Annotated in this window: 25 protein-coding genes, 1 tRNA gene and 1 rRNA gene; 22 read left to right on the forward strand and 5 right to left on the reverse strand. The window is 48.9% G+C overall.

The window, feature by feature from the left end:
• Nucleotides 1-26: 26 nt before the first annotated feature.
• Entirely contained in the window at nucleotides 27-563 is a 537-nt protein-coding gene (cobU, locus tag F452_RS0107410) for a bifunctional adenosylcobinamide kinase/adenosylcobinamide-phosphate guanylyltransferase (RefSeq protein ID WP_018965584.1), read from the reverse strand.
• A 280-nt stretch (nucleotides 564-843) separates the two neighbouring features.
• On the opposite strand from cobU, the gene F452_RS13380 reads away from it, so the two are divergent.
• From F452_RS13380 to F452_RS0107430, 5 genes are all read left to right on the forward strand, one after another.
• On the forward strand, nucleotides 844-1041 hold the full coding sequence (locus tag F452_RS13380; protein WP_152567105.1) for a DUF1661 domain-containing protein: 198 nt from the start codon (nucleotides 844-846) through the stop codon (nucleotides 1039-1041).
• Nucleotides 1042-1205: 164 nt separating this feature from the next.
• Nucleotides 1206-4619 (forward strand): isoleucine--tRNA ligase, encoded by a 3414-nt coding sequence (gene ileS / locus F452_RS0107415; protein ID WP_018965585.1) that lies wholly within the window; start codon nucleotides 1206-1208, stop codon nucleotides 4617-4619.
• Nucleotides 4620-4687: 68 nt separating this feature from the next.
• Complete coding sequence (locus F452_RS0107420; RefSeq protein WP_004584055.1) at nucleotides 4688-5068, forward strand: TraR/DksA family transcriptional regulator; 381 nt, start codon at nucleotides 4688-4690, stop codon at nucleotides 5066-5068.
• Between the two features lie 3 nt (nucleotides 5069-5071).
• The gene (locus tag F452_RS0107425; RefSeq protein WP_018965586.1) at nucleotides 5072-5752 is read left to right on the forward strand and encodes a lipoprotein signal peptidase; all 681 of its coding nucleotides are present in this window, start codon (nucleotides 5072-5074) and stop codon (nucleotides 5750-5752) included.
• On the forward strand, nucleotides 5749-6537 hold the full coding sequence (locus F452_RS0107430) for a DUF4296 domain-containing protein (protein WP_018965587.1): 789 nt from the start codon (nucleotides 5749-5751) through the stop codon (nucleotides 6535-6537). Before F452_RS0107425 ends, F452_RS0107430 begins: the two co-directional genes overlap by 4 nt.
• Nucleotides 6538-6573: 36 nt before the next feature.
• Here F452_RS0107430 and F452_RS0107435 read toward each other — a convergent pair whose 3' ends face one another.
• The 3 genes from F452_RS0107435 to F452_RS0107445 are packed head-to-tail and all read right to left on the reverse strand — an operon-like array spanning nucleotide 6574 to nucleotide 8758.
• Nucleotides 6574-7599: an acyltransferase family protein gene (locus tag F452_RS0107435; protein WP_018965588.1), complete on the reverse strand. Its 1026-nt coding sequence runs from the start codon at nucleotides 7597-7599 to the stop codon at nucleotides 6574-6576.
• Nucleotides 7600-7632: 33 nt separating this feature from the next.
• Entirely contained in the window at nucleotides 7633-8406 is a 774-nt protein-coding gene (locus F452_RS0107440; protein ID WP_018965589.1) for a biotin--[acetyl-CoA-carboxylase] ligase, read from the reverse strand.
• Nucleotides 8378-8758 carry an MmcQ/YjbR family DNA-binding protein gene (locus F452_RS0107445; protein WP_018965590.1) on the reverse strand — a complete coding sequence of 127 codons (381 nt, stop codon included), beginning with the start codon at nucleotides 8756-8758 and terminating at the stop codon, nucleotides 8378-8380. The genes F452_RS0107440 and F452_RS0107445 overlap by 29 nt, the downstream gene beginning before the upstream one ends.
• Before the next feature lie 70 nt (nucleotides 8759-8828).
• Here F452_RS0107445 and F452_RS0107450 point away from each other — a divergent pair, with 70 nt between their 5' ends.
• From F452_RS0107450 to F452_RS0107530, 17 genes are all read left to right on the forward strand, one after another.
• The gene (locus F452_RS0107450; protein ID WP_018965591.1) at nucleotides 8829-9413 is read left to right on the forward strand and encodes a non-canonical purine NTP diphosphatase; all 585 of its coding nucleotides are present in this window, start codon (nucleotides 8829-8831) and stop codon (nucleotides 9411-9413) included.
• A complete protein-coding gene (gene porZ, locus F452_RS0107455; RefSeq protein ID WP_018965592.1) occupies nucleotides 9401-11731 on the forward strand; it encodes a type IX secretion system anionic LPS delivery protein PorZ in 2331 nt (776 codons plus the stop codon). The genes F452_RS0107450 and porZ overlap by 13 nt, the downstream gene beginning before the upstream one ends.
• Before the next feature lie 51 nt (nucleotides 11732-11782).
• The gene (locus F452_RS0107460; RefSeq protein ID WP_018965593.1) at nucleotides 11783-13183 is read left to right on the forward strand and encodes a C1 family peptidase; all 1401 of its coding nucleotides are present in this window, start codon (nucleotides 11783-11785) and stop codon (nucleotides 13181-13183) included.
• Nucleotides 13184-13473: 290 nt separating this feature from the next.
• Nucleotides 13474-14166, forward strand: coding sequence for an energy transducer TonB (locus tag F452_RS0107465; RefSeq protein WP_018965594.1), 693 nt, complete (start codon nucleotides 13474-13476; stop codon nucleotides 14164-14166).
• Between the two features lie 171 nt (nucleotides 14167-14337).
• Complete coding sequence (locus F452_RS0107470; RefSeq protein ID WP_018965595.1) at nucleotides 14338-15315, forward strand: polyprenyl synthetase family protein; 978 nt, start codon at nucleotides 14338-14340, stop codon at nucleotides 15313-15315.
• A gap of 69 nt (nucleotides 15316-15384) precedes the next feature.
• Complete coding sequence (locus F452_RS0107475) at nucleotides 15385-16188, forward strand: TatD family hydrolase (protein WP_033317166.1); 804 nt, start codon at nucleotides 15385-15387, stop codon at nucleotides 16186-16188.
• A gap of 192 nt (nucleotides 16189-16380) precedes the next feature.
• Nucleotides 16381-16468: transfer RNA gene (locus F452_RS0107480), tRNA-Ser, on the forward strand.
• 64 nt (nucleotides 16469-16532) lie between these two features.
• Complete coding sequence (locus tag F452_RS0107485) at nucleotides 16533-17345, forward strand: MotA/TolQ/ExbB proton channel family protein (RefSeq protein ID WP_026292290.1); 813 nt, start codon at nucleotides 16533-16535, stop codon at nucleotides 17343-17345.
• A gap of 8 nt (nucleotides 17346-17353) precedes the next feature.
• On the forward strand, nucleotides 17354-17824 hold the full coding sequence (locus F452_RS0107490; RefSeq protein ID WP_018965598.1) for a hypothetical protein: 471 nt from the start codon (nucleotides 17354-17356) through the stop codon (nucleotides 17822-17824).
• 36 nt (nucleotides 17825-17860) lie between these two features.
• Complete coding sequence (locus F452_RS0107495) at nucleotides 17861-18475, forward strand: ExbD/TolR family protein (RefSeq protein WP_026292291.1); 615 nt, start codon at nucleotides 17861-17863, stop codon at nucleotides 18473-18475.
• 15 nt (nucleotides 18476-18490) lie between these two features.
• Nucleotides 18491-18964: an ExbD/TolR family protein gene (locus tag F452_RS0107500; protein WP_026292292.1), complete on the forward strand. Its 474-nt coding sequence runs from the start codon at nucleotides 18491-18493 to the stop codon at nucleotides 18962-18964.
• Nucleotides 18965-19196: 232 nt separating this feature from the next.
• Nucleotides 19197-19916, forward strand: a complete 720-nt coding sequence (tsaB, locus tag F452_RS0107505) for a tRNA (adenosine(37)-N6)-threonylcarbamoyltransferase complex dimerization subunit type 1 TsaB (RefSeq protein WP_018965601.1) — start codon at nucleotides 19197-19199, stop codon at nucleotides 19914-19916.
• Nucleotides 19917-20001: 85 nt separating this feature from the next.
• Complete coding sequence (locus F452_RS0107510; protein WP_018965602.1) at nucleotides 20002-20868, forward strand: electron transfer flavoprotein subunit beta/FixA family protein; 867 nt, start codon at nucleotides 20002-20004, stop codon at nucleotides 20866-20868.
• 8 nt (nucleotides 20869-20876) lie between these two features.
• Complete coding sequence (locus F452_RS0107515) at nucleotides 20877-21896, forward strand: electron transfer flavoprotein subunit alpha/FixB family protein (RefSeq protein WP_018965603.1); 1020 nt, start codon at nucleotides 20877-20879, stop codon at nucleotides 21894-21896.
• Between the two features lie 11 nt (nucleotides 21897-21907).
• Nucleotides 21908-23629, forward strand: coding sequence for an acyl-CoA dehydrogenase family protein (locus F452_RS0107520; RefSeq protein WP_018965604.1), 1722 nt, complete (start codon nucleotides 21908-21910; stop codon nucleotides 23627-23629).
• 275 nt (nucleotides 23630-23904) lie between these two features.
• Nucleotides 23905-24012, forward strand: a complete 108-nt coding sequence (locus tag F452_RS12840; protein WP_235317520.1) for a DUF1661 domain-containing protein — start codon at nucleotides 23905-23907, stop codon at nucleotides 24010-24012.
• 150 nt (nucleotides 24013-24162) lie between these two features.
• A complete protein-coding gene (locus F452_RS0107530; RefSeq protein ID WP_018965606.1) occupies nucleotides 24163-26292 on the forward strand; it encodes a RecQ family ATP-dependent DNA helicase in 2130 nt (709 codons plus the stop codon).
• Between the two features lie 131 nt (nucleotides 26293-26423).
• Here the strand turns inward: F452_RS0107530 and rrf are convergent.
• Nucleotides 26424-26534 (reverse strand): 5S ribosomal RNA (gene rrf / locus F452_RS0107535).
• Nucleotides 26535-26587 lie beyond the last annotated feature (53 nt).

Below are 26587 nucleotides of genomic sequence, written 5' to 3' on the forward strand. Positions count from 1 at the left end.
AAATTATTCTCGGCAGACACAGCTTTTTAGTCTACTTTGATGAACATGGGAATGCCGCTGATCATCAAGACTACACGATCGGCTCGCGCAGCTACATACTGATTGAGCCGTCCCAGCAGATCGGCAAAATGTCTCTGGACAGTATTCTCCGCCACTCCGCCCAGTCCGATCTCGTTGGTAACGAAGATGAACGTACCCGAATACGATGTGAAGGAGTCGAACTCCGCACAGAGAGCCGCATATGCAAGCTCCACATCGGAGTCGTTGTCAAAGAAAAAATTGGTAGCCCACAGCGTCAGACAATCGATCAGGATCACTTCGCCCTGCGGATCGTGGCGGCTCAGCACCTTCTCTTCCTCTATATTGATCCACTCCGAGCCACGTCTCTCACGGTGCACAGCCACGCGCCGAGCGAACTCATCATCCCAAATCCGCGCCGTAGCCAAATAGATAGGATGAGCAGAGAGCGCAAGTGCCATCTGCTCGGCATAGAGACTTTTGCCCGAGCGTTGTCCGCCGGTAATGAGGATGATTCTCCGATCATTTGTCGATTTTTGGCTCATATCTCTGTCCGAAAATAGTTTCGTAATAAGAACAAAAGTAAAGTATATGGTTCAAACTTGCTGACCCAGTCGATTGCCCGATGGATATAGATTGGCGAGACTGACAGGAAAATCGGCGGAGTGCTCTGTGCCAACGCTGGATTTCTGCAAATAAGATAGGAAGACACAGATAGACGAATCTTCTAATTCGAAGGAGTCTGGGAAAAATAGATTTACGAACCAAAAATGATGAAATTGTCGTTCCTAAAAACAGAAAAAGTCAGGCGTATTTTTTTTCGTTTTGGTTCGAAAAAAAATAATTTTCCGAACCAAAACAAAAACTTTCTCACGCCACGTTTTGCAGACTGCAAAACGAGAAAATTCCGGAACCACACAACCGAATAGAACTTCCTTCCCCCACACTATTAAGCTACAATTGGTCATCAGAGAGATCCATTACACTTGTGATTGGAATTTGGACACCAAGAAAGAAACTTGAATATCCCCCCTTTCGAATGCTTCTTGCTAAATTTGCCTTAGTGCTGCACTTATAACCGGAATCTGCAAGTTATAGTCGAGCGGAGCTCGTTGAACAATGTTTCGGGCGGAAAGATTATCTTTGCTCCCATTCTTATAGATACTCTGTTAGCGAAGTTGAAATTTATGAGTCGCAGATTTGCCGAATACGAGAGCTTGGATTTGTCCCGTGTCAATGAGGAGGTGTTGGCCGATTGGATGCAACACCGTCTTTTTGAAGAAAGTCTGAAAAGTCGCGAGGGTGCCCCCTCGTTCGTTTTTTATGAGGGACCTCCCTCTGCCAATGGGATGCCCGGCATCCACCACGTAATGGCTCGTGCCATCAAGGACACTATTTGTCGCTACAAGACGATGAAAGGTTTCCGAGTGGACAGGAAAGCCGGCTGGGATACTCACGGCCTGCCCGTAGAGCTGGGAGTGGAAAAAAGTCTGGGCATAACGAAAGAGGACATCGGCAAATCGATCTCCGTGGAGGAGTACAATGCTGCCTGCCGGCGCGATGTGATGAAGTTCACCAAAGAGTGGGAAGACCTCACGCACAAGATGGGCTACTGGGTAGATATGGAGCACCCCTACATCACGTACGACAACCGCTATATCGAGACGCTTTGGTGGCTACTGGCCGAGCTATACAAGAAAGGCCTGCTCTACAAAGGCTATACGATCCAGCCCTATTCGCCTGCAGCAGGTACCGGTCTGAGCACGCACGAGCTGAATCAGCCGGGTTGCTATCGCGATGTGAAAGATACGACCTGCGTAGCCCAGTTCAAGATCGTGGATCCTAAGCCGGAAATGCAGTTGCACGGCGATGCCTTCTTCCTTGCATGGACTACCACGCCGTGGACACTTCCCTCCAATACAGCCCTTTGCGTGGGACCTGAAATCGAGTACTTGGCTGTACAGACATTCAATCCTTATAACGGTATTCCCATCACAGTCGTATTGGGCAAGCCACTACTCCACACCCTCTTCAACCCGAAGGGCGAATGCGAGGAGATACCCGCTTCTTACGATCCGGCGCAGAAGCTGCTCCCCTACAAGGTGATTGCATCATGGAAAGGGAAGGAGTTGGAAGGTATGCGGTACGAACAGCTGATACCGTGGGTGAATCCGGGCGAAGGTGCTTTCCGGGTGATCACGGGCGATTTCGTGACTACGGAAGACGGTACCGGCATCGTGCACATAGCACCTACGTTCGGTGCGGACGACGACCGCGTGGCCAAGAAAAACGGCGTACCTCCCTTGATGCTTCGTGACAAAGAGGGGAATATGCGCCCTATGGTGGATCTGGCCGGCCGCTATTTCCCAACGACGGATTTGGATCCTGTCTTTGTAGAGAAGCACATGGATCTGCCTCTCTATGACGTATATGCCGGCCGCTACGTGAAGAATGCGTACGATGCCGGAAAGACGGAGAAAGACGAGACTCTCGACGTCGAACTCTGCGTGATGCTGAAGATGCAGAATCGCGTTTTCCGCATCGAAAAGATGACACACAACTACCCACACTGTTGGAGGACGGACAAGCCCGTTCTTTACTATCCGCTCGATAGCTGGTTTATCCGCACGACAGCCTGCAAAGAGGAGATGATAGCCAACAATGGTAAGATATATTGGAAACCCGAAAGCACCGGCACGGGACGCTTCGGCAAATGGCTGGAGAATCTTCAAGATTGGAACCTTTCTCGCAGTCGCTACTGGGGAACACCATTGCCCATTTGGCGCACGGAGGATGGTTCCGAAGAGATCTGTATCGGCTCGGTCGAAGAGCTATACAACGAGATCGAGAAGGCCGTCAAAGCCGGTATGATGGAGCGTAATCCCTGGGCCGGCTTCAAGCCCGGTGTCTACACTGAGGAGAACTATGCCAAGATCGATCTGCATCGACCTTTCGTGGACGACATCACGCTCTGCTCACCTTCGGGTCAGCCCATGCACCGCGAACTGGATTTGATCGATGTGTGGTTCGACTCAGGGGCTATGCCTTATGCCCAGATGCACTATCCTTTCGAGAATCGCGAGCGAGTGGAGGACGGTTCCGTCTTCCCGGCCGACTTCATAGCCGAAGGGGTAGATCAGACGCGTGGATGGTTCTTCACCCTTCACGCCATAGCCACGATGATATCGGGAACGAGTTCGTTCAAAGCTGTAGTATCCAATGGCTTGGTACTGGACAAGAAAGGCAATAAGATGAGCAAGCGTCTCGGCAATGCCATAGATCCTTTCGAAACCATCAAGAAATACGGTTCTGATCCTCTTCGCTGGTATATGATCACCAATTCTTCACCGTGGGACAATCTCAAATTCGACACGGACGGAGTGGAAGAGGTACGGAGGAAATTCTTCGGCACCTTATATAATACGTATCAGTTCTTTGCCCTCTATGCCAATTTGGACGGCTTTACGGGAACAGAGGAGCATGTACCTTTCAGCAAAAGACCGGAGATAGACCGCTGGATACTTTCCGAACTGAATACATTGATCCGCGAGGTGGACGAGCAACTGACCGACTACGAGCCTACGCGTGCCGGTCGTGCTATCAGCGATTTTGTCTCTGAGAATCTGAGCAACTGGTATGTGCGTCTCAGCCGCCGTCGCTTCTGGGCAGGAGATATGACCGAAGATAAGCTCTCAGCCTACCAGACGCTTTATACCTGCTTGCTTACCGTGGCCCGGCTGATGGCTCCGATCAGTCCTTTCTATGCTGACCGACTGTACCGAGATCTGACGGGCAAAGACGAAAGCGTGCACTTAGCACTCTTCCCTCAGCCGGATCAAAGTCAGGTGGACAGAGCACTGGAGCAAAGCATGCAAATGGCTCAGCACATTTCGTCAATGGTACTGGCACTTCGCCGCAGAGTGAATCTGAAAGTACGCCAGCCATTGGCTACACTGATGATACCGGCTATAGACGATGAGCAGCGCAGGTGTATCGAATCCGTGCAGCCGCTGATCCTTAGTGAAGTGAATGTGAAGGAGCTTCGGTTTGTGGATGACAGCATGGGTATTCTGGTAAAACGAATCAAACCCGACTTCAAGCGACTCGGCCCACGCTACGGCAAAGTAATGAAGGCTTTGGCAGAAGCTGTAACGGCTATGACGCAGGAAGAGATACGCTCTCTCGAGAAGGCCGGCACTTTCCGGATGGAAGTGGCAGGGACTTCGGTAGAGCTTGAATTGGCCGATGTGGAGATCGTCTCGGAAGATATTCCGGGATGGCTCGTAGCCAACGAAGGCAATCTGACCGTAGCCCTCGATATTACAGTGACGGATGAGCTTCGCTCCGAAGGATTGGCTCGCGAACTTGTGAATCGTGTGCAGAATATCCGCAAGCAAAGCGGTTTCGAAGTGTCGGACAAGGTGGATGTCCTCCTCTTGTCTAACGATATTATGGATAAAGTGGTGGCAGAACACCATGACTATATCGCCCAACAAATCCAGGCCGAATCGTTGGAAATCAGCGACGCTGTCAGCGATGGAGCGGAGCTGGATTTCGATGATTTTGTCCTTAGCATACAAGTTGTTAAACATCAGGGATAGAGTTCCGAGGCAGAGATGAATTTTCTATCTGCCGAGAATCCGTCCCGCTAACGATTATTTAGATACAAATGGTAGAAAAAACACGCTACACCGACGAGGAGTTGGAAGAATTCAAGCAAATAATTCTGGCCAAATTGGATCAGGCTCGCAAGGACTACGAGCAGTTGCGTGCGGGCGTCAGCAATTCAGAGGGTAATGATGTGTCGGATACCTCTCCTACGTTCAAGGTACTGGAGGAGGGTGCAGCCACACTGTCGAAAGAGGAATCCGGACGTTTGGCACAGCGACTGATGAAGTTTATCCAGAACTTGCAGGCTGCTCTGATACGTATCGAGAATAAGACTTATGGTGTTTGCCGCGAAACGGGCAAACTTATTCCCAAAGAACGACTTCGCGCCGTACCTCATGCTACGCTGAGCATAGAGGCCAAAATGAACGAGAAGAAATAGTAGATGGCTTCTTTTCTCTCCCGTCTGTCTCAGGGAAAAGTAGTCGCAGCTCTCATTGTCTTGCTTCTGGTCGTAGATCAGGTGATCAAGATATGGGTGAAGACGACTATGGTACTGGGGCAGTCGCACGTTGTCGCCCCGTGGTTTCAGATTCATTTCGTCGAAAACCCGGGGATGGCTTTCGGAATAGAGTTGGGGAGCAAACTCTTCCTGAGTCTCTTTCGCATCGTTGCCATGGGCTTTTGTATCTATTTATTAGCCAAATTGGTACGAAAGCGAGAGCATACACTCGCATTTCTCTCTTGTTTGTCTCTGATCATCGCCGGCGGTATCGGGAATATTATCGATTCTATTTTCTATGGAGTCATCTTTTCCGACAGCCACGGCCAGATTGCACAGCTATTTCCTTCAGGAGGTGGCTATGAGACGTGGTTTCACGGTCGAGTAGTGGATATGTTTTACTTCCCTTTGATAGAGGGAGTCTTTCCTTCGTGGCTTCCTTTCTGGGGTGGCGAAGATTTTGTCTTTTTCCATCCGGTCTTCAACTTTGCCGATTCCTGCATTTCCGTCGGGTTGATACTGCTGCTGGCGTGTTATCCGCGTACGTTGAGCGTCCTACTCGATGGGAAAAAGACGCGAGCTGACGGTGCCACTGACGATTCCGAGCCAACCAAAAGCGAATGAGACGTTTGCACGTCATATTGATTGTCGGCTTGGCCTCCCTTGCACTACTGGGAGGCTGTAGCCGAAACGACTATAAAAAGATCCCCAAAAAGCGATTGAGAGATCTGATGGTCGAGCTTTATGTGGCTGATGGTTACTTCGCCAATATATATGATCCGACCTTGACCGACAGCGTTCGTGAAGCCGTTTACACCAATCTGTTTGCCAAGTACGGCACCACTCGCAGGGATTACGACAGCACGCTGATATGGTATGGCCGCCATGATTTGGAAGAATATATCACCATCTGCCAGAGCGTTCGGGATGAACTGGAAAAGCAGCGAATCGATCTGGACAAGCAGATTACGATGGAGCGTGAGAAGAAAGGGATGGCTATGCTCGATGGTTCCTTCTACGAGTTGGATTCGATCAATATGCTGGCCGGAGATAGTGCCTGCTTCTACCGACCGGATATACCATTCCTGAACAGGTCTTTCGTCATCACACCGGGTGCAGCTTATAAGGAAGGCACCCGATTGGAATTTGTTACGAGGCTGAGAGGTCTACAGCTTCGTCCTAATGCAACGATGGAGATGTACCTCCAATTGGTTTGCACCGACAATACCATCCTTACGGTCAGCCGACCTGTGAATCCGGGGATAAACATGCTGACGACTTCGGTGCCGGACTCTGCGGACGTGAGCCGTGTCTACGGCTATTTGCGAGGTCTCCCCGATTCGACGGGAATCATGTCGTCAAGTCCGTTCGTTATCGACAGTTTTTCCCTTCGCAAGTTCGAACACTAGCTTTCTTTCCTTCTGGCGCAGTTCCTCTGCGTCTGCTTACAATCCGACCAACGGCTTCAGTGAAACCGGAAGCTTCCTGTCCAAGAACTTGGACAGGTAGAGTGGTATGAACAAACCGGCTATGAAACTGACTGCAATGGCTCCATTGATCATCATGGTGTTCAGCTCATAGCGGTCATAAAGGACTATTCTCAATGCGACCAGAACGAACCATGAAAAAATGAATATGGGATAGCTGTACAACCCTATACCGTGAAGCAATGGAGCGGGCATCACCTTGTCTCCGATTTTTACCGATACACCATAAAGTACAACGATGAAGAGGGTATAATATGTCCAGTTCAACACCCCCAAGAACGACGACTGCTCGGGCATAAAGAAACGAGAGAAAAGTACCACATGGAAGGCGATAAGCAGAATTACCGATACCCGTCGGGAAACTATATGATCGGAATAGCGGTATAGCACCATACCCAGGACAAAGTAGTGAAGATTGTTAAGGGCTGCTATAATACAGAAAGGATCATCCTCGAATGCCACAGGGACGTATTCGGTGATTATATGCAGAAGGCAGGCGATGAGGTAAGCCCCGAAAATCTTCGGGCCCTCCATCCACTTCCGAGGATAAAAAACAATCAGGCAAAAGAGACTGAACAAGCAGGGCAAAAACCACAGAAAGCGAATAGCATTCGTTGCCGGAAAAAGAAAGCTGCTGACATATCCGGAGAGGGAGGCCTCCATCGGATGGTATGTGTAGGCACTCAGTAGGACTTTAGGCAGAAACGCCACCGTCCCCATGAAGAAGTATGGAAGGAGCAGACGCTTGGCTTTTTTTCTGATCACCTGAAAAGCGGTTTTCCCGACCCTCTTTCTTTCTCCCAAAGCCCACAGAAAACCGGAAATAAAAAAGAAGAGGGGAACTCTCATATAGAAATGCTCTATGTAGAAAGGGAACCACGACGGTAAGTTGTCCAGCTGGCGAGGAGCTGCATGGCACAACACGAGAGAGGTAACAGCTACGAGTTGCAGAAAGAGTATGTCGAGACGATCGGATTTTCTCATAAGGAAGTCAGAAACAGGTAATGGGAAATCTAATCAACAAAGGATATAGGCAATTTCTTTGAAAGCATATGAGGACTTTCGGCCATCGGCACGCACCAATAACAGCTCTCCCGAAGCCAATACATCGGCAATCATGGCATCGAAACGCCCTTCCTTGTCTTGGAAGGGGTGGTACCCTACCCTCCTGTAAAGACACTGCATATAACGAGAGTGAAGCCGGTCGGCAGTATGCTCCTCAATGTGCCTGTAGAGCAAACGCATCTCCTGCATGAAAGAGCGGAATATCTCCATACGATCTACCGGATGCCCCAGAATGATCCGAACCGATGTAGGATTGGGGAGATAGCTCGGATAGTCGCTTTCGTTGATATTGAGACCGACTCCCAAAATACTGTAGTCGAGGTTGCTGCCCGTCAGGCTATGTTCGATCAGTATGCCTGCTATTTTCCTGTCTCCATAGTATATATCGTTCGGCCATTTGATGCTGAGCATCTCGGCAGAGGGAAGTATGTCGGCGAGTGTATGGAGTGCGGAGAGCGCACACAGTCGGGAGAGATCGAATTGCTGCTGTGCATGGACCATGGTCGGCCTCAGCAGAACGGAAAAGGTCAGGTTCAAGCCCGGAGAAGCGAACCAGCTATTACCCTGCTGTCCTCGTCCCGCAGTCTGATTGTCTGTCATGACCACCGTCCACGCAGGCAGGTCGGGATCCTGCACCAAAAGATCGGACAGATAGGAGTTGGTGCTGGCCGTTTCGGGCAGATGGATCAGATACTCTTCAGACCAGCTGTTCTTCTTGGACTCCATCGAAAGGCGGTTGTGTGCGGATGTATTTGGGCAGTTTGGATACGACCAGAGCATACGAATGCCGGATGAGCCGTGCAATCAGATCGGCAGGGACATCCGAATCCAAAGCTACGCTGTTCCAATGCCGTTTGTTCATATGGAAAGCCCCCATGATACCCTCATAGTGCATCCTCAAATGTTCGGACTTATCGGGATCGCATTTGAGCGCGATGATTTTCTTTTCGGAATCAAGGGGTAACAGAGCGAACATTTTGCCGGCTACTTTCATAACCAACGTAACATCATCGAACGGGAAACTCTCCTCCACCTGCGGCAGCGACAAGCATAGCTCTCGAGCTTGCTCTATGTCCATATATTATTTTATTTTTGCTACGTTATGAATTTCGCTCCACTTTTGCTTGGGGCACGGTCTAACAAAAATAATGGAAAAACTCATTTTTGCCACAAACAATCCACATAAGCTCAACGAGATTCGTCATATTCTTGAGGGAAAGGTGGAGATTGTCGGATTGGATGAAATAGGTTGTCGGGAGGATATTCCCGAAACGGCCGACACACTACAGGGAAATGCTTTGCTCAAAGCAGAATTTGTTCACAAACGATATGGTTTACCTTGCTTTGCCGACGACACGGGCTTGGAAGTAGAAGCTATCGACGGAGCACCCGGCGTCCACTCTGCACGGTACGCAGGAGAACCGACCAATGCCGATGCCAATGTAAGGAAACTACTCGAAGCATTGAGCAGTGTACCACATCCCAGAAAAGCATGCTTCCGTACGGTGATCGCCCTGATCGATGATCATGGAAAACACTTTTTCGAAGGTAAGATCGAAGGCACCATAGCATCCGAACGCCGAGGATCGGGTGGCTTCGGCTATGACCCCATTTTCATCCCGGAGGGACACACGCTCAGCTTTGCAGAAATGGGAGAAGAAACCAAAAATCAAATCAGCCATCGTGCTTTGGCAGTGGCACAGCTCCGCGACTTTTTATTATGTGCAAAATAAGGTTCAACCTCTTACAGGCCCTTGTCGCCTGCTTATTGTTCTCCTCTTTTTCTCTCCAAGCCCAAGAGGAAGGCATTTGGAATACCCTCTTGGCTATCCACAAGACAGAAAAAGCCGTAGAAACACCCAAGAAAGTCTTTGCCGTAGCCAACGGAGTACTTTACTCGGTGGGCAAAGAAGCACCCCATGAGGTAAAGATCTTCGACCGTATCAGCGGACTCAGCGATACATCGGTGAGCAGCATAGCCTACTCCGAGCAGCTGAGATCCTTGGTCATATACTATGCATCGGGCAATATCGACATCATGGACGAAGCAGGCCGTGTGACCAACGTACCTGCACTGAAAGACAATATCGATCTGATAGACAAAACGCTCAATCGCCTTTTGATCGTAGGCAACAGGGCTTATTTGGCAGGAGGATTCGGCCTCTCCGTTCTGGATGTCGCCGAGGCCCGCATACCGGCTACCTACGCCAAGGGGACGAAGGTGACCGATGTGGCTAAGCTGGACAATGATCGCTTGCTGATGCTAAAAGAAGGGCAGCTCTTCATCGGAAAGGAGACCGATAACCTGCAAGATCCGGCCGCATGGATAGCCCTGTCTTTGGATTTGCCGATGGCTTCGGTCACCGGTTTGGGTATTGTCGGGGAAGACATCTGTTTCCTGTTTGCCGATGGCCGAGTATATGTCGCTGCAAACCAGTCGTTAGAGCCGGAGCTATTGCTCTCCTCCTCTGCCAACTCGCGACTGCATGTGACGGATCGCGGTCTGTTCGTCTCTGCTGAAAATCGGATTTATTTCATAGAAAAAGGTCGTAAAACGACACAATTTCCTATAGCCAACGTCCTGAGTGTCGGTGCCATGGGCGAAAGCAATACGGCATACATAGCATTGGGAGAAGAAGGCTTGGCTTCACTTCTTCTCACAGAAGGAAGCACAGCCGAAGCTATGCCTGTAACATTCGACGGACCGGGGGACAATGACTTCTACGAGATGCGGTTTCGTCATGGACGCCTGTACGCGGCTAGCGGACTATGGGGGACGAACCTGATGGGACATGCCGGTATGGTGAAGTTATACGACGGCAACCGATGGACCAACTTCGACAAGGAGACCGTACAGGAGCAGTTAGGCGGCGGATTCAATTTCAATGATGCCGTCGATATAGCTGTTTCCAGCGGAGATCCCAATCACTTTTTTGTCGGTACATGGGGAAACGGTCTGTTCGAATTCAAGGATAGTAAAGTGATAGCTCGCTATTCGGGAAACGAAACCGCTATCGCAGAATGTAATCCCGGAGATGCCCGTGTGAAAGCGATTGCCTTCGACAACAAGGGCAACCTCTGGGGGACACTCGGTGCCGTAGGCAAGAACATCTTCATGTACGATCCGCAGAGTAGCACGTGGCATTCTTTCAGCTATCCGGATGTAGCCAATTTGGCCTCATTCGGCAATATGATTATCCTTCCCAACGGAGACAAATGGGTAAACATCCTCCACCGCAGTGGCGGATCCACGCGCAAAGGTGTCCTCATCTTCAACGATCGGGGTACGCCGGAAACGACTTCGGACGACAGCCATCTTTACGTCGAGCAGTTTGTCAATCGCCTCGGGGCTGCCATAGGACATAAGACCATCTATGCAATGGCCGTCGATCATAACGGCTCTGTCTGGATGGGATCGGATATAGGTATTTTCGGCGTCTACAATGCAGCCGGAGCCTTATCTTCGAATTCTACCCCTATCGCTGTTCGACCGGTCGGAGGAGAAGAACCCAATTTGTACTATGTCCTGGACAAGGTGACGGTGACGGACATCGTCGTGGACAAACTCAATCACAAATGGGTCGCCACCCAAGGGACAGGACTCTATCTCCTTTCGGAAGATTGTAGTAAGATCCTCGCGCAATATACCGTAGAAAACAGTCCTTTGCTTTCTAACAATATCCTCTCTATCGCCCTGAATGACGATAACGGACTGCTGTACATCGGTACGGCGGACGGACTGATGACGTTCCAAACCGGAACAGGAAGCGGATCAGCTTCCGAACTGGACGGCGTCTATGTATACCCCAATCCGCTAAGACCGGAATATCCCGATGGCGTCACCATTGCCGGACTGCAAGCCGGCTGTAGTGTCAAAATCACCGATACCACCGGCAGACTGCTATACCAGACTGAGAGTGTAACTACCGAAGTCAAATGGAATGCTCGAGGTGCTGATGGCAACAGAGTGGCTTCGGGCATATATGCCGTTGCAGTATACGATCCGGCATCGAAGAAGTCCAAGCTGATCCGCTTTGCCGTGATTAGCTAACACACAGCCTTTTTCACTCGCAAACAACATTTTAATCCAAACTAATAGGTAATGAACAAAAAGATTTTTGTTGCATCGCTTGCGTTTGCTGCTTCCGTAGCAGGATCGATGCAGGCTCAGAATGCAAAAGGAGCTCTCACGCCCAAAGTGCTCGAAGAGATCCGCTCATCTTATGCCGGCACACCGGCCGATAGAGCTTTGCGCAATGCGGTCATCGCTAACGGTATGACCTTTACAAACAGTGCCAAGACGGATTTTCCCGATGCTCAGTTTAGCCATCGCGTCCAAAGCAAAGGCATATCCGATCAGCAGCAAAGCGGCCGTTGCTGGCTCTTCACCGGCATGAACGTACTGCGTGCAAGGATGATAACGGACAACAATATGGGTTCTTTCTTCTTCTCCCACAACTATTCGTTCTTTTGGGATCAATTGGAGAAATCCAACCTCTTCTTGCAAGGAATCATCGACACCAGAAACAAACCGATGGACGACAAAATGGTGGAATGGCTCTTCAAAAATCCGATCGGCGACGGCGGACAATACACCGGCGTATCGGAGAATCTGATGAAGTACGGCCTCGTACCTGCCGAAGTGATGCCTGAGACTCGCAATAGCAACAACACTACAGCCCTCAACCGCATCCTCACCAAAGTACTGCGCCAAGGCGGTATTCGCTTGCGTCAGGCAGCCGAAAAGGGAGCCAACGAAGCCAAGCTGGAAACACAGAAGAAAGACATCCTCAAGCGTGTCTATCGCCTGCTCGTCATGAACCTCGGAGAGCCTCCTACGGAATTTACCTGGAGCATGCGCGATGCATCCGGCAAGGTGATCTCTACACAGAAATATACACCGCAGAGCTTCTTCAAACAGTTTGTGCACGAAGATATGCGCGAGGATTACGTCATGATCATGAACGATCCCAGTCGTCCTTTCTACAAACTCTTTGAGATCGACTATGACCGCCACAACTACGACGGCAAGAACTGGACATACGTGAATGTACCGATGGAAGACCTCAAGCAGATGGCTATCGCATCCATCAAGGACAGCACCATGATGTACTACTCCTGCGATGTTGGCAAGGAGCTGGATCGTACTCGCGGCATATTGGCTATGGACAATAACGACTATGCCTCACTGCTCGGCGAAGAGTTCACGCTCAACAAGAAGGAACGCATACAGACATTCGATAGCGGTTCTACGCATGCCATGACACTTATGGCTGTGGATCTGGATGCAAACGGTAAGCCCACCAAGTGGATGGTAGAGAACAGTTGGGGAGTCAACAACGGTGCACAGGGTCACCTGATCATCACCGACGAATGGTTCGATGCTTATACATTCCGTTTGGTTGTAAACAAGAGGTACGTACCGGCCAAGGTGCTCGACATCCTGAAGACCACGCCCATACGCCTACCCGCATGGGATCCCATGTTTGCCCCCGAGCAATAAGCTCTCCCCCTACAAAAGCATTCTTGTCCTTAGGACAATTAAAACAAATCCCTCAGCAGGTCGGCCTTGCTGAGGGATTTGTTTATCCACTAATATCGCTTAACTTATGCTTGCAACGACCCACTACACGTGGATCTTCTACCTTAGAAAAATAACCTTGTACATCCATAACCCGAAGATAACTCTATTTTGATGCGATTGCCCTGATTTTTTCTCTCAAAGCGAATCGGGGATAAAAAAACTTTGTATTTTTGCCCCAAAGCAAGAAATCAAAAACAATACTATCGAATATGGAAATCAAAAAATCGCCTAAGGCCGACTTGGAAAAAGGAAAAGGCTTAAACTTCCTTTTGGGCCTTGTCGTAGCACTCGCGATCGTGTATGTTGCTTTGGAATATCGTACCTACGATAAGATAGAGACTTATACACGTGATAAAGTGGATATTGCAGACATGGAGGAAACCATCCTGCTGGAAGAAAATGAACCGGAGCCCGAACAACCGGAACCGGAACAGCCACAACAACAGGAAGTGCAGCTGCCTGAAGAATTCAAAGTAGTGGACAATACACAGAAAGTAGAGAAAATTGCTTTGGTTTCTGTCGATGAAAGCAAGCCTTTGCCTCCGCCTACGCAAGTTGCCCCTGTAAAGGTTGAAGAAGAAGAAGACAAAATCCACGAAGTGGTAGAAAGTCCGGCAGAGTTTCCGGGTGGTAGTTCAGCTCTTTATAAATGGCTTGGCAAGAATTTGGTCTATCCCGAGCAGGCTGCCGAAATGGGCGTCCAAGGTAAGGTGATCGTTCGTTTCGTAGTCGAAAAGGATGGTTCTATTAGTCAGGCTACTGTCGTTAAGGGCATCGACCCCGCACTTGACAAGGAAGCCCTTCGCGTGATACAGGCTATGCCCAAGTGGAAGCCCGGTATGCAGCAGGGGCGAGCAGTCCGTATGCGCTGTACCCAGCCCGTCCAATTCAAGCTGCAATAAGCACGCTCCGATCTTTCTGTGCTCAAGCGAAGAAGACGTAAAAGTGGGCTTTTATCCTTGTAGCCAAATCATTTCTTAGAGAATACAAAAGGCTCCCTGTCCTTGCTCTTAGGACAGGAAGTTTTTTTTTATTTTTGTTCTCCCATAATCATCCTACTAATTTACAGCACTATGCATACTTTCGAAGACCTGAGAGAAATAATCGAACAGGAGATAGCGTCACAACCCTATGATCAGAGAAAACCCGATGGCCTCTTCCAACCTATATCCTATATTTTGAGGCTCGGAGGCAAGCGAGTCCGCCCTACCCTCGCATGTATCGCCTGCGAGATGTTCGGTGGTGATTATAAGCCTGCCCTCGAAGTGGCCATGGCTATTGAAACTTACCATAACTTCACCTTACTGCATGACGATCTCATGGACAAATCTTCCATGAGAAGAGGCAAAGAAACCGTTCATCATCGGTGGGGGGATAATACAGCTATTCTCTCCGGCGATGCCATGACCATTGCCGCCTACGAGCATTTGGCCAAAGTAGATAGTCGGCTACTGCCTGTCCTTTTGCCCTTGTTCAATCGTATGGCTATGGAGATTTGCCAAGGACAACAGTACGATATGGACTTCGAACGGCGGGACTTTGTAGCCGAGGACGAGTACCTGGAGATGATTCGTTTGAAGACGGCAGTTCTCTTGGCTACAGCTCTCAAGATGGGGGCTATAGCAGGAGGAGCAGATATCGAGAAAGCAGATATTCTCTATCGCTATGGCATACATATCGGCTTGTCTTTCCAATTGGAGGACGACCTCCTCGATGTGTATGGCGATCCCATTATCCTCGGCAAGAAAATCGGCGATGATATAGCTTGTAATAAAAAGACGATGCTTCTGATCAAAACCCTTGAGATGGCTCAGGGAGAGGAGCTGAATCTCCTCAGAGAATCTCTTTTGATGCCGGATGCGCAACGAGAAGAAAAGATCCGGGCCGTGACAGGTATTTATAATCGTTTGGGGATTCGCCCGATCGTGGAAGACCTGATTGATTATCACAACTGTTTGGCCGAAAAAGCTCTTGACGAACTGGGTCTTGATGAGAGCACAACCAAGCCATTGAGAGAACTGATCGGTACCCTCCGTAACAGAAAATCATAAGAAATAGCCCCCTTTGTAACAATACATCGGAGTATGTAAAGAAGATTGCTTCTTATTCGCTCTCGCTCTATGATGCTCATCGATACCCATACGCATGTCTATGAACCCCAGTTCGACGATGATGTCGAGCAAGTAATTCTTGCTGCCAAGGAAGCCGGTCTCATTCATCTCATCATGCCGAATATCGATGTAGAAAGTATCGCGCGTATGCAGGGAGTCCTCTCTCGGCATCCAGGTTATGTATCCGAGGCCATGGGCCTACATCCAACTTCGGTGCGAGATGATTTTCGGGAACAACTCACCCTCATTCGGCGCGAACTGCATACCCGTTCATTTGTAGCTATAGGAGAAATCGGTATCGATTTGTATTGGGATAAGACATTCGAAGCGGAGCAGGTCGAGGCCTTTCTTGCTCAGATGGAGTGGAGTATGGCTTATGACTTGCCTATTATTATACATTCTCGCGAGGCATGGGATGTGGTATTTGCCTGTTTGGACAGATTTCCATCCGATAAGATCCGAGGTGTTTTTCATAGTTTTTCGGGTGATGAAGTCGATCTTCGACGAGCATTGTCATATCCTCATTTCTATATAGGTATCAATGGCACTGTAACATTCAAAAAAAATACACTCCCGGTCTTATTGCCTCAGATACCTCTCGATCGGCTTCTGCTCGAAACGGATTCGCCTTACTTGGCACCCATCCCGAAAAGAGGTCGCCGCAATGAACCTGCTTATTTGGTGCATACAGCTACTTTCATTGCGCATATCCTCGGATTGGATCCGGATATTTTGGCTGAAAAAACGACCCGAAATGCATGTCGTTTTTTCGGGTTTCGGCTTGAAGAGGGAAAAGTTATTCGTCCGATTTAAGTGTTCCGACAGAAAAATGTGCTCGAAAATAGGGATGGAATGATGAAAAAAACATAGTTTTGCGGATGAATCCGATAACTACATTGTAGTGATCGATAATCCTCCCACCCATAATTCGAGGTTATGAGGCTGATGCATAAGGCTATAGCCACGCCCAAGTTCATGGGGAGGGAGTTTTTGCTGGAATGACAAGGAGAGGTGCTCGAGTGGTTGAAGAGGCACGCCTGGAAAGTGTGTAAACGCCGAAAGCGTTTCGCGGGTTCGAATCCCGCTCTCTCCGCACAGAAGATCAATAAGTAACAAACAATAAAAACGAAAAGTACTAATCTAAACAAAGACTCGCGATGAAAAAGTTATTTGCAACAATTGCATGTGTGGCCTTTATGTCAGTAGGCTTCATGACTCAAGCTTTCGCTCAAGATGCAGCAGCTGATTCGGTCACTTCAGCAGCTATAGAGACTGCTGCAGTAGAAGAGGAAGCTCCTGCAGTTGAAACACTCCCTGCAGCTGAAGAAGCTTCTTTCCACCAAGCATTGAAGAAAAAATTTATCGAAGGTGGCCCCGAGTTTATGTCCACTGTAGCAATTGCTCTTATTCTTGGTTTGGCTATTTGCCTTGAGCGTATTATCTATCTGAATTTGGCTGATACCAACAACGAAAAACTGCTTGCTGATATTGACAAAGCTCTTGAGCGCGGTGATGTAGAAGGAGCCAAGACGATTGCTCGTGATACTCGCGGTCCTGTAGCATCAATCGCTTACCAAGGTCTGATGCGTATCGATCAGGGAGTAGATATTGTAGAACGCTCTATCGTTTCTTATGGTGGTGTTCAGAGTGGTTTGCTCGAAAAGAATCTCTCTTGGATTACTCTCTTTATCGCCATGGCTCCTTCACTTGGATTCTTGGGTACGGTAGTAGGTATGGTGATGGCATTCGACAAGATCGAGCGCGTAGGTGATATCAGCCCGACGGTTGTAGCCGGTGGTATGAAAGTGGCTTTGATCACTACTATCGGTGGTCTTATCGTAGCTTTGATCCTTCAAGTATTCTACAACTATATCCTTTCTAAGGTAGAAACTATCCTCAACAAGATGGAAGATGCATCTATCACATTGCTCGACTCCATCATCAAGTACAACGTGAAATTCAAAAAATAATAACAGATATGGCTGTTACTAAAATAAGAAAAGTATCCAGCTGGACTCTCATTTCCATTGTGACCATCAGCGTTATCGTTGTTTTGGCATTCTTCTTTGGAGGAAATCACGTGGAGGGAGAGAGGACGATCTATCACCAGACCGGCATGCTGCTTACTTGGTCATATATTCTATTCGGGGCTGCCGTATTGGCCACTTTGTTCTTTTCCTTTGGCTCTTTTGCAAAGGGCTTCAAGAACAACCCCAAGAGAGCTATGATGTCACTTGCATCTTTCATTCTCTTGGTTGTCGTGTTGCTTATCGGCTATGCAGCGGGTAGTACTGAGGCTATGACCAGCCTCAATGCAGATTCTGCCCAATACAACACACCGGGTTGGTTGAAGGTTACGGATATGTGGCTTTACACCATCTACACCTTAGGTATTCTTGTAATTTTGGCAACAATTTGGGGTGCAGCCCGCAAGTCACTGAAGCGTTGATCGTGTAATCAATTATAAAAGAAAACAGAAAGCACTATGGCAAGAAAGAAAAGAAAAACGCCCGGCATTAACGGATCATCATCGGCCGATATCGCTTTTATGTTGCTTATCTTCTTTTTGATTACCACATCAATGGATACGGATATGGGGCTTACTCGTCGTTTGCCACCGCTCTCTCCCAACAAAGAAAAACAACCCGACATCGAGATCAATGACCGCAATATCATGCGTATATTGGTCAATAAGAATGACGAGATCATATTGTTGAAAAAGGGAGCTACGGGATCACAGGATCAGATTATCCCCGTAAAGCTGAATGATTTAAGACGGATTACCAAAGAGTTCATTGCCAACCCTTCTAACCGTGCCGATCTTCCTGAAAAGGAAATGCGCGAAGTGACAGGACTTGGAACAATGGAGCTGGTTACTTCATCTTATGCTATTTCAATCAAAAACCAGATTGAAACTAGCTATCAGATGTACATCAGTGTACAAAACGAACTCATTGCTGCATATAATGAGGTATGGGACGAATTTGCGCAGAAGCATTTCCGCAAGCCATACAAGGAGCTTACTCCTTCCAAGCAGAAAGCTGTTTTAGAAGCATATCCGTTGCACATTTCAGAAATGCCGTTGTCTAATCTCAAGTAAAGAATAAGGAACAAAATGGGAAAGTTTAATAAGTCCGGCGGGCGCGAGATGCCCGAACTCAATACCTCGTCACTACCTGACTTGGTGTTCGCGTTCCTCTTCTTTATCATGATGGTAACGACGATTCGTGAGGTGACGCCCAAGGTGTCGTACAGCAACCTCCCCAAAGCGACTGAATTGACAAAGCTCGAAGAAAAGTCATTGGTTACATTCGTATATATCGGTAAACCTAATGAGGCCTATCAGGCTATGTACGGAACCAAGCCTTGTATTCAGCTGAATGATCAGATTACGCAGGATCCAGGTGCTGTGTACACATACGTTAAGCAAGAGGAAAGCAAGATTAAAGATGAGCGCAAGAAACTTATGACGATATCCATCAAGGGAGACAGAGATACCAAGATGCATATCTTCGAACAAGTAAAATATGAGCTTCGCCGCGCTGATGCTTTGAATATCAACTATTCGGCTCGTAAGGATACCAAATAGGACCTTCGTAGAAGAATAAACACCTTTATAAAAAGGCTGTGTCATGTGAGGAAACTTACGACACAGCCTTTTTCTTTACCTCTCTGTCATAAAGTTTCTTAGCAAGTGTAAGAATGTTTTTCAGACTCTGGCGAACAAAAAAATACACGAAAACGGGTTTTTTGTGCAAAAATCAGCCCGAAAATTTGTTGTGTAACGCAAAAGCGGATAACTTTGGCACAGAAAAAGGCTTATGACAGATATCCATCCGCCCCTCCTCCTCATCGATACCTCCACGCGTGTTTGCTCAGTGGCGGTCGCTGCCACAGGTGCTATCATCTCACAACGGGTTAGCCATGTGGGGAATGCGCACGCTGCTAATATCGGTGTATTCGTACAGGAGGTTTTGACAGAGGCAGCAGGCTTAGGTGTAAAGCCTTCCATAGTGGCCCTAAGTTCGGGCCCGGGATCCTACACCGGCCTACGCATAGGATCGTCCATTGCCAAGGGAATATGCTTCGGCATGGGAATACCCCTCGTCTCTGTTCCTACTCTGGAGTTGATAGCAGAGGCTGCGCGCCCAGTATCTCAATCCGATTGGTTGATTTGCCCAATGATCGATGCCAGACGCATGGAGGTTTACACGGCTCTTTTCGACTCGAGTGGCAAAGCACTTACCGATACCCAGCCTCTGGTGATAGATAAAAACTCTTTTTCCCAAGAACTCCAACAGCGCAATATCCTATTCGTCGGAGATGGAGCAGAAAAGTGTCGTCCTATTCTTTCACATCCTAACGCTCATTTCACGGAAGAGGTCATCCATCCTCTCGCCTCACATATGCTTCGTCCGGCATTATTACGTATCGGGGCATCGGCTTATGAGGATGTAGCCTATTGGCAGCCCTTCTACTTGAAAGAGTTTGTGGCCACCGTAGCTAAAAACAAAGTAATCCCGACTACTGAAACATTATAAAGCCTATCAAGAAAGATCATACAGAATAGCGAAAGGCTACAATCAAACTAGATAATACTCAAACTCAAAACGAAAATAAACACTCATGAAGATTATCGTTCTTGCTAAACAGGTGCCTGATACCCGTAATGTGGGTAAGGATGCCATGAAAGCCGACGGTACCGTAAATCGTTCCGTCTTGCCGGCTATCTTCAATCCCGAAGACCTCAATGCTTTGGAACAGGCTCTGCGTGTCAAGGAAGCCATGCCTGGTACGACCGTTCATATTCTCACGATGGGACCTCCTCGTGCAGCAGACATCATACGCGAAGCCATGTATCGTGGTGCCGATGGTGGCTACTTGCTTACAGACAGAGCTTTTGCCGGTGCCGATACTTTGGCTACCAGCTATGCCCTTGCTACAGCTATTCGCCATATCGGATCACCCGATCTGATCATCTCCGGCCGTCAGGCTATCGATGGCGATACAGCCCAAGTGGGACCACAGGTGGCAGAGAAGCTCGGACTTCCGCAAGTGACCTATGCTGAAGATATTCTGAAAGTAGACGCCAAGAGCATCGAAATCAAGCGCCGTCTTGAGCGTGGTGTAGAGACCGTTGTCGCTTCAATGCCTTTGGTCGTAACGGTAAACGGCTCCTCAGCTCCGTGTCGTCCGCGCAATGCCAAGTTGCTCCAACGATATAAATATGCGCGTACAGCCTCCGAATCCAAAGATGCGACAGAGGAAATCAAAGCTCTCTTAGACAAACGTGCAGGCTTGCATATTGTAGAGTTGAGTGCAGCGGAAGTAGGGGCAGACCTTTCTCAATGCGGTCTGTCAGGTTCGCCCACGAAGGTGAAACATATTGAGAGTGTTGTGTTCCAAGCCAAAGAGGCCAAACGAATGCTCCCCGAAGATGGAGAGATCGAGGCCCTGATGCAGGAACTTATTGCTAATCATACAATCGGATAAGATAGATCATGAACAATCTTTTTGTATATCTCGAAATAGAGGCAGGCATCGTTCAAGACGTAAGCCTCGAATTGCTGACCAAAGGCCGCTCATTGGCTTCTACCTTAGGCCGCCAACTGGAAGCCATTGCTATCGGCCAGTGTGTCGATGGCGTTGCCGAACAGGTATTTCCTTACGGAGTGGACAAACTGCATGTGTTCGAAGATGATCGTTTGGAACATTATATGACACTCCCTTTTACTTCTATCGTAACGAAGTTCTTCGAAGAGGAAAAACCTCAAATCGCTTTGATGGGTGCCACTTCCGTTGGACGTGACCTCGGACCCCGTGTTTCATCTGCGTTGGGTAGCGGTCTGACAGCCGACTGTACCTCCCTTGAAATAGGCGATCACGAAGACAAGAAAGAAGGAAAGGTCTACAAAAACCTGCTCTATCAAATCCGTCCCGCATTCGGTGGAAATATCGTAGCCACTATCATCAATCCCGATTGCCGTCCTCAGATGGCTACGGTACGGGAAGGTGTAATGAAGAAAGAAATTCTTTCGGCAGACTACAAAGGCGAAGTTGTTCGCCATTCTGTAGCTGATTATGTCAAAGCCGAAGACTTCGCTGTAAGCATCATCGAGCGTCATATAGAAGCAAGCAAATCCAACCTCAAGGCTTCACCCATTGTCGTTGCCGGTGGTTACGGAGTGGGAAGCAAAGAAAACTTTGCTCTTTTACAGGATCTGGCAGCCGTTTTAGGAGGTGAAGTAGGAGCCTCACGTGCAGCTGTAGATGCCGGTTTTGCCGATCATGACATGCAAATCGGACAAACGGGTATTACCGTACGTCCCAAACTCTATATCGCTTGCGGCATCAGCGGACAGATCCAGCACATCGCCGGTATGCAGGAAAGTTCTATCATCATTGCGATCAACAATGACCCCAATGCTCCTATCAACGCTATTGCCGACTACGTGATTACGGGAAGCATCGAAGAAGTGATTCCCAAAATGATTACTTATTACAAGAAGAACAGCAAGTAACAGAGAAGATTATGGCTAATTATTATACAGACACCCCGCAGCTCAGGTACCACCTGAATCACCCGCTGATGCGTCGCATCGTGGAGTTGAAAGAGAGAGGCTATACGCAGAAAGAAGAGTTCGACTACGCTCCGCTCAATTTCGAAGATGCCATGGACAGCTACGAGCAGGTGCTCGAAATCGTTGGCGAGATATGTGGCGATATCATCGCGCCCAACGCTGAAAGCGTAGATCGCGAAGGCCCTACGCTCCATGATGGCCGCGTTACATATGCAGCCGGCACAAAGCAGAATCTCAAGGCCATCACAGATGCGGGCCTCATGGGTATCTCCATGCCTCGCCGTTATGGCGGTCTCAATTTCCCCATCACCCCTTATATCATGGCTGCAGACATCGTATCACGTGCCGACGCAGGCTTTGAAAATATCTGGGGATTGCAGGACTGTGCTGAGACACTCTATGAATTCGGGAATGAAGATCAGCGCGAGCGTTTCATTCCTCGTGTTTGTGCCGGTGAGACCATGTCAATGGACCTGACCGAGCCGGATGCCGGATCCGACCTGCAAGCCGTCATGCTGAAAGCCACCTATTCCGAAGCAGACGGATGCTGGTATCTGAACGGGGTAAAGCGCTTCATCACCAATGGCGACTCACACATCCACCTCGTATTGGCACGAAGCGAAGACGGCACCACGGATGCCCGCGGTCTCTCTATGTTCATTTACGACCATGGTGATGGCGGAGTGACCGTACGTCGTACCGAAAACAAAATGGGTATCAAGGGTGCCCCTACTTGCGAACTTGTCTTCAAGAATGCCAAAGCAGAGCTTTGCGGAGACCGTAAGATGGGGCTTATCAAGTACGTAATGGCGCTGATGAATGGTGCTCGTCTGGGTATCATGGCACAGTCGGTAGGTCTGTCGGAAGCAGCTTTCCGTGAAGCCCACTCCTATGCCCTCGATCGCAAGCAGTTCGGCAAGCCTATCATTGCTTTTGCTCCCGTTTACGAGATGCTTTCTCTCATCCGTGCCAAAGCCGATGCTTCGCGTGCCATGCTATACGAAACCAGCCGCTTCGTCGATATGTACAAGGTGCTGGAGGATATCAGCCGTGAGCGCAAATTGACTCCCGAAGAGCGTACGGAAATGAAGCACTTCAGTCGTCTGGCAGATGCCTATACCCCTATGGGCAAGGGTATGACCTCCGAGTTTGCCAATCAGAACGTATACGACTGTGTTCAGATCCACGGTGGTAGCGGCTTCATGAAGGACTACACCTGCGAGCGTCTCTACCGCGATGTACGTATCACGAACATCTATGAAGGTACCACACAGTTGCAGGTCGTAGCAGCTATTCGCCATATTACGACAGGCACTTACATCGCTCGTATCCGTGAAGAGTACCAGCAGACAGAGGTTAAGCCCGAATTGCAACCGATGAAAGAAGCTCTGGCTCGTATGACCGACCGTGCCGAAGCACTGATAGCATTCGTAACAGAACAGAAAGATCAGGAGCTGCTCGATTTCCAGGCACGTCGGCTTGTAGAGATGACTGCCCACGCAGTCTTCGGTCATCTGCTGATGTTGGCTGCCAATGACGATGATTCATTCCGTCAGTCAGCAGAGGTATATCTTCGTTATGGTCAGGCTGAGCAAGAGAAGATCGATAGCTACGTACGCGCTTTCCGTCCGGAAGAACTCACGTTCTATAGCCGTTGCTCTCGTCCCGAATAATCAGAAACACAATATACTGAGCCTAAAGAGGCTGCCCCCTAACTCTATGGGGACAGCCTCTTTTGTTTATACTCCGAGGATTTTGAGTATAAAAGGATCCTTCATACAGTTTCCTCTCTCCTATACAGAGACTCTCGCACGGTATTCCCCCGACGAGACCTTTGCAAAACACTGTAATTTGAATCTCGATCCAAACCTATCCCTGTATCAACTTTTTCAGTACACGTCACGACGATTTACCGCCCCGAAAAACGTGGGGCGTAAAAGTTTTTCTTTTGGTTCGGGAGAAAAAAAAATATCGAGCCAGAACGAAAAAGTTCTCACTCCACTTTTCACAAAAACACGAAAAACAATCGCAGCTTTTATCGTTCCAAAATTCCTGAAAGCAACCTTACGGAAAGAGACGAACAGTGGGCTTATTATTCGTATTTTCGTGCATGAATTTCGTGTGCTCTGTCGGGACATGATCCGAGGGATAGACCGCAGACCCTTAATTGGACAAAGGAAGTAGCAATAGGAATAGGAAAAGAAAGATGAAAGAAGAGCTGCAGCATTTGCCTCAAGACGAAGATCTCCACCCGTTCCTCCCTGACGATACGGAGGGAACATCCGAACGTTATTGGCAAGGGGAGGTATACGACCATGAGTGTAGCTACGAAATCCAAGAAGGCGACGATGAAGTTCTCCTTCCTCCGATGCCGGAGGATCTTTCTAATGAGACCGATATACCATCCCTACATACACCGGAGGCGATCCTACAGCACTATTGGGGCTATGCTTCGTTCAGACCGATGCAGCTCCCGATCATCGAATCCGTTCTGGCAGGGCAAGACACTCTGGGACTACTACCCACGGGGGGCGGCAAGAGCATCACGTTTCAGGTACCCGGGTTGCTACTGCCGGGGCTGGCTCTCGTGGTAACTCCTCTGATCGCACTGATGCGGGATCAGGTCATGGGACTGCGCCAAAAGGGTATCAAGGCAGCGGCCGTGCATGCAGGAATGACACGGGAGAAGATCATCACTACGCTCGACAATTGTATTTATGGTCGCTACAAGTTCCTATACGTATCACCCGAACGTCTGAACTCGGATCTTTTCCTCAGTCGACTGCATGCTCTCAGGGTGAGTCTGCTGGTTGTAGATGAATGCCACTGCATATCACAGTGGGGATACGACTTCCGTCCGGCTTACCTCACGATAGCGGATATCAGGACGGCTTTGCCGGAAGTTCCCGTTTTGGCACTGACTGCCACAGCGACACTGCCGGTGATCGAGGATATACAGCGCATCCTTCAATTTCCGGAGTCGAATGTGCTGAGGAAAAGTTTTTTCCGTCCCAACCTCTCATACTCCATCCGCAGGACAGCCGACAAAGAGACAATGCTCCTCCATATCCTGAGCCGCGTGGACGGTTCGGCTATTGTCTACTGTCGGAATCGCGACAAAACGCGCGATTTAGCTCGCTTCCTCTGTGAAAACGGATTTTCGGCTGACTTCTATCACGCCGGTCTGAACCACGTAACACGAGAGATCCGGCAAAAGAGTTGGATGGAGGGAGAAACGCGCATCATCGTCTGCACGAATGCTTTCGGGATGGGTATAGACAAGCCCGATGTTAGATTGGTAGTTCACACAGAGATGCCTTCTTCTCTCGAAGAGTATTTCCAAGAGGCAGGCCGAGCCGGTCGCGATGGGGAGAGGGCTTATGCCGTGTTATTGGCCGGGGATGACGATTTGTTCAACCTGAAAAGACGAGTGAGCAACGAGTTTCCTCCGAGGGAATATATCTCCACTGTGTATAATCGGATTTGCAACTATCTGCATGTGGGAGAAGGGGAAGGCTTCGAGCGGTCTTTCGACTTCGACATCGATGCTTTTTGTAGGAATTTCAAGATGTTTCCGACACAGGTTTTGGCTGCGATTCGTATCCTCGATGTAGCCGGAATTTGGGAATATAAGGAGGAAAAATCGCGCTCACGCCTGACCATGCAGGTTCGGCGCGATGAACTGTACCGAATGAGAAGCGAACAGGTGTCGGACAGCATACTGGCAGCCCTGATGAGGACATACGACGGGCTGTTTGCAGATTATGTTTCCATAGTGGAAAGCGAATTGGCCGAGAAGACTGGGCTTAGTGTGGATCAGGTCTACCAGCAACTCCTCATTCTGAACAAAGCCGGTATAGTGAACTATATTCCACAGAAGAATCTGCCACGGATTTATTTCCTCACAAGACGTGAGGATGCAGAATTGCTTCGAATACCTCGTTCGGCTTACGAAGAGCGTCGCGATCGGCTCAAAGCGCGGATCGATCAATCGCTCCGCTACATAGAGGAAGAAAACACTTGCCGCAGCCGAATGCTTTTGGCCTACTTCGGAGAGGAACAATCTCACAACTGCAAGCTATGCGACGTATGTCTAAGGAGGAAAGAGGGGGAACTACACCACTACGAAGTGGACGACTTACTACACTTCCTCGAGGAACGCCTGACAGAAAGCAACCCCTACGTACTAATTGCAGACATCTGCCAAAAGCTGCAGCACCATCCGGATGTAATACTGAAGGCAATACGTTTCATCATGAAAGAGTCCTGGCAATACTCCACCGACGGCGATGCCGTCTTCCTAACTCACAAGCTCCCAGGCGGCCTCAAGCTCTAAACTCTGCCGCACACTTCTTCGCCAGGAGAAAAATAATCAGTCGAAAACAGGGAACCAAAAAAGGAGAGAGTCTCTGTATGTTAGAGACTCTCTCCTTGACTCGGGGAAATAATACCCCTCTTCTTCTTAAAAAACGGCGGCGTCCTACTCTCCCACTATTACGCAGTACCATCGGCACCGTTGGGCTTAACTTCTCTGTTCGGAATGGGAAGAGGTGGATCCCCAACGTTATAACCACCTGAATACCTCTAAAAAAGGCAATCGACATATCGAAAGACTAAGAAATAAAATCATC

Origin of the sequence: Porphyromonas gulae DSM 15663 (assembly GCF_000378065.1) — a bacterium.
GTDB classification, from domain to species: domain Bacteria; phylum Bacteroidota; class Bacteroidia; order Bacteroidales; family Porphyromonadaceae; genus Porphyromonas; species Porphyromonas gulae.